Source organism: Sutterella parvirubra YIT 11816 (assembly GCF_000250875.1).
Classification (GTDB): Bacteria; Pseudomonadota; Gammaproteobacteria; order Burkholderiales; family Burkholderiaceae_F; genus Sutterella; species Sutterella parvirubra.
The window spans coordinates 5,804-8,865 of the sequence record NZ_JH604982.1 but is presented as its reverse complement, the minus strand read 5'-3'; the positions used below and the strand labels follow the sequence as shown (position 1 = coordinate 8,865).

The 3,062-nt window shown below is 69.7% G+C and carries 2 protein-coding genes; both read right to left on the bottom strand.

Translation table 11 applies throughout. The annotated features are described in order from the left end of the window. Positions 1–39: 39 nt before the first annotated feature. On the bottom strand, positions 40–765 hold the full coding sequence (locus HMPREF9440_RS10655; RefSeq protein WP_008542573.1) for a class I SAM-dependent methyltransferase: 726 nt from the start codon (positions 763–765) through the stop codon (positions 40–42). A 7-nt stretch (positions 766–772) separates the two neighbouring features. Further along, the coding region (locus HMPREF9440_RS06270; protein WP_008542572.1) for a C69 family dipeptidase at positions 773–3,062 on the bottom strand (2,290 nt) is incomplete at its 5' end.

Here is a 3,062-nt window from a genome sequence, read left to right as displayed (position 1 = left end):
CCCTGACACATCCCGGGCGGGAAGGCGCTCGACTTGGGGTCAGTGACGGCCGACGAGCGAATCCTTCGCGAACACCACCGTCCGCCACTCGGCCGGCGTCTCCTTCGGGCCTTCGAGCTCGGGTTCCGACACGTACGCCGTCCGCAAACTCACGGCCCCGAAGACCTCCTCATAGCCTTCCACCGGCAAGTCGGAGTACCACCGCCCGTCGCTGGTCTTCGCGCCGGGGTGCTTGGTCGGGACCGAGGCGATGAGGATGCCGTTGTGTTTGAGCACGGCCGCGGCGAAGGCCGCGGTCGGGCGAAGCGCTTCCCAAGAGAGGTGCTGCAGGACGCCCACCGCCACGACGGCGTCGAAGGGTTCCGTAACGCCCAGAACCGCGAGCGCGGCGGCACGTCCCCTGTCTTCCTCCCACTCGGGCGGGAGCGCCAATTGCCTGTACGTCGGGCGGCGCTCGGGTTCCGAAGTCCTCTCACGGATCTCACGGATCTCTGCCTCGCGGAGCATCCAGGCGGATCCGTCCGTCGCGAGCACCTTCGCGCCGATGGAGGCGAGAAACCGGGCGTCGCGTCCCGTGCCGCAGCCGAGCTCGAGCACGTGGTCGCCCGGGGTGATCCGGGCGCGCAAGAGCGCCTGGAGCCGTGCCGGCACGACCTCGTCGTACCGGGCGGCGTAGCGGGAGGCCCGGGCGTCGTAGGTCGCGAGCGTCGTGTCCGTGACGGCCGCGCCGCCCGACGCCTTCCCCTTCAGCGGAGCCTTCGTCATGGACCGGTCACTGTTGCGGCAGCACCGATTCCGGCGCGGCGTTCACGATCGCGGTGTCGAACCCGACGAAGGACTTCTTCCCGGCGGTGCCGGTGACGAAGAGCGTGAGGTAGGTGTCGGGCACCGTGCTCGCCAAAAGCTTGTCGACGGTGAAGGTCACCACGGCGTCGGTCCTGCCGTCGCCGTCGAAGTCGCGGCGCACGAGCGCGGTGGCCTGCGAAAGGTTGGGTTCGGCGTAGCCTTCGCCGTCGGTGTCGGGGAGGCGAAGCCGCAGGCTCTTCCGCACGATCGAGGTCGCATCGAACGTGTCGCTCCCGAAGACGACGACCTTGACGGTCGAGCGGCCGGGGCGCAGGCGGTCGGCCAAGACGGTCACGCGTTCGGGCGCGATCTCGGCGATGTGCTGCGCGGTCACGGCGTCGGCCAACGCCTGAATGCGGGCGTCCGTCGACCAGAGGCGCTGACGGGCTTTTTCAGAGGACACCCGATCCGACAAGAAGAGCGCGTTCGCCTCCGCGGCCTGAACGTCGCGGAAGGCCTTCGCCTCGAAGTCGCGGCTGATTTTTTCAAAGTTGACGACGCCCCCTCCGTCCTGACGAAGGAGCGACAAGAGCACCGCGTGGATCTGCCGGATCGTGCGCACGTCGCGCGAGTCGGTGTCGAACCGGATCGCGGGCGCGTCGGTGGAGAGGTGGCGAAGCGGTGCGGCGAGAGGATGCGCCGGCACGAAGAGCGATTCGCCGGGGCGGTGTTCGGAGGACGTCACGCGAACGAGCAGGGGATTCCTGTTCAACTCCCAGACGTCGCTTCGCGCCGTTGAGGGATTGCAGATCCCGTCGGCGTCGTGGGCCGAGCCGTGGGCTCGGAGCACCTGCTTGACCTTTTCAACCGAAAGCGGTTCCTTCCCGCGCCAGCCCGGCGCCGTCCAGAAGTCGCGCCAGTCGGAGGGGAATTGTCCGAGCGTTTCCGGGGCGACGATCTTGCGGGCGGCGGCCTCACGCATGTGGCTCTTCCTTCGGGCGTCGTCCGTCGGGGGATCGACGTGGTCCTCCAAACGGAAGACCGTGCGCTGAGGCCAGGCGGGGGCTTCGCCCGCGGGGGCGACCGACGACTTCAGATCTTCGCGGGCGGACTCCAGGAGCGCCTCGGCGCGCTTGCGGGTGAAGTCGGTGACGATCGTCGAATGGGGATCGGTGAGGTCGGCGTCCCCCAGGGAGGAGGTCTGCGCCGTGAAGACGACCTCGTCGTCGGCGACGCGGCGCGCGACCGCCGTGCGGCCCGGGAACACCGCGAGGATCCACGCTTCGCGGGCGTCGGCGACCGTGTATTCGATGACGGGGCCGCGCCAACCGAAGCGCTCGACCAATTCCACGGCCTGCGTGACCGCGAGCCGGGCGGAATTGCCGCGCTCGGCCATCATGCGCCCGAGGCCGTTCACGATCCCCGTGGGTTCCTGGGCGAGCGCGTCCAGAGCGTCCGGCACCGGGGCGGCGCCGGGTTCGGGGGCGGACTTGAGGTGAAGCGCCGTCGCGGCGGCGTCGACCGCGTCGGCGACGGCCTGCCCGACCTTGTCTTCGGCGGCCTTGAGGGCGCCCTGGCCGGTCTTCTCGTCGTTCTTTGCGTCGCTCTTCGCGGCCTTGGCGGCCTTGGAGGCCTTGTCTTCCGCCTCACGCTTCACAAGCGTCGTGCGGCGCGATTCCGTGCGCTGACGGCGGTCGAGCTCGGCGTAGTCGGAGGGCGAGGGAAGGACGTAGCGAAGCGACGTTTCGGACCCTGCGGGTTCCGCCGGGATGTCGAGCTGGGCGTTCACCTCGCGGGCGTGCTCGGGGTCGGTGAAGAGGCCGTTCACGGGTGTGGCGAGTTCTTCCGCCGAGAGCTTCAGGCGCTTCGCGGCGGGGAGAACGTTCTGTGCGACGAGGACCCCCTTGTCGTTCAGAAAACTCTCCCGCACGAGGGTGCGCCCGTCGGGCTGAAGCGCGCGCGTCAACGTGACGAAGAGCCCGTTCGTGTGCGGGACCTGGGGAACCTTCACGCCGTCGACGTAGGAGACGGTCTCCTGCGACTGGTGTTGCTGGGAGGGGAGCAGAAAGCGGGACGACACGGCCCGTCCCGGAATGTCCACCGACTGCGCGACCATGACGTTCCCCGAGCCGCTCGCCCGTGCCCCCGCGATGAGGGTGGAGTTGGCCTGCGCGGTGTTGAGGGCGGTGAGCGTGGTGAGCAGAAGCCCCGCGCAGAGGAGCGTGCCGCCGAAGGCGCGCATGAGCGCCCGGGCGGCGGCCGGCAGGCGCGGGCCC

Excerpts from the sequence above, each read along its gene's own strand:
- HMPREF9440_RS10655 (WP_008542573.1), bottom strand. The coding sequence starts at position 765 with ATGACGAAGGCTCCGCTGAAGGGGAAGGCGTCGGGCGGCGCGGCCGTC.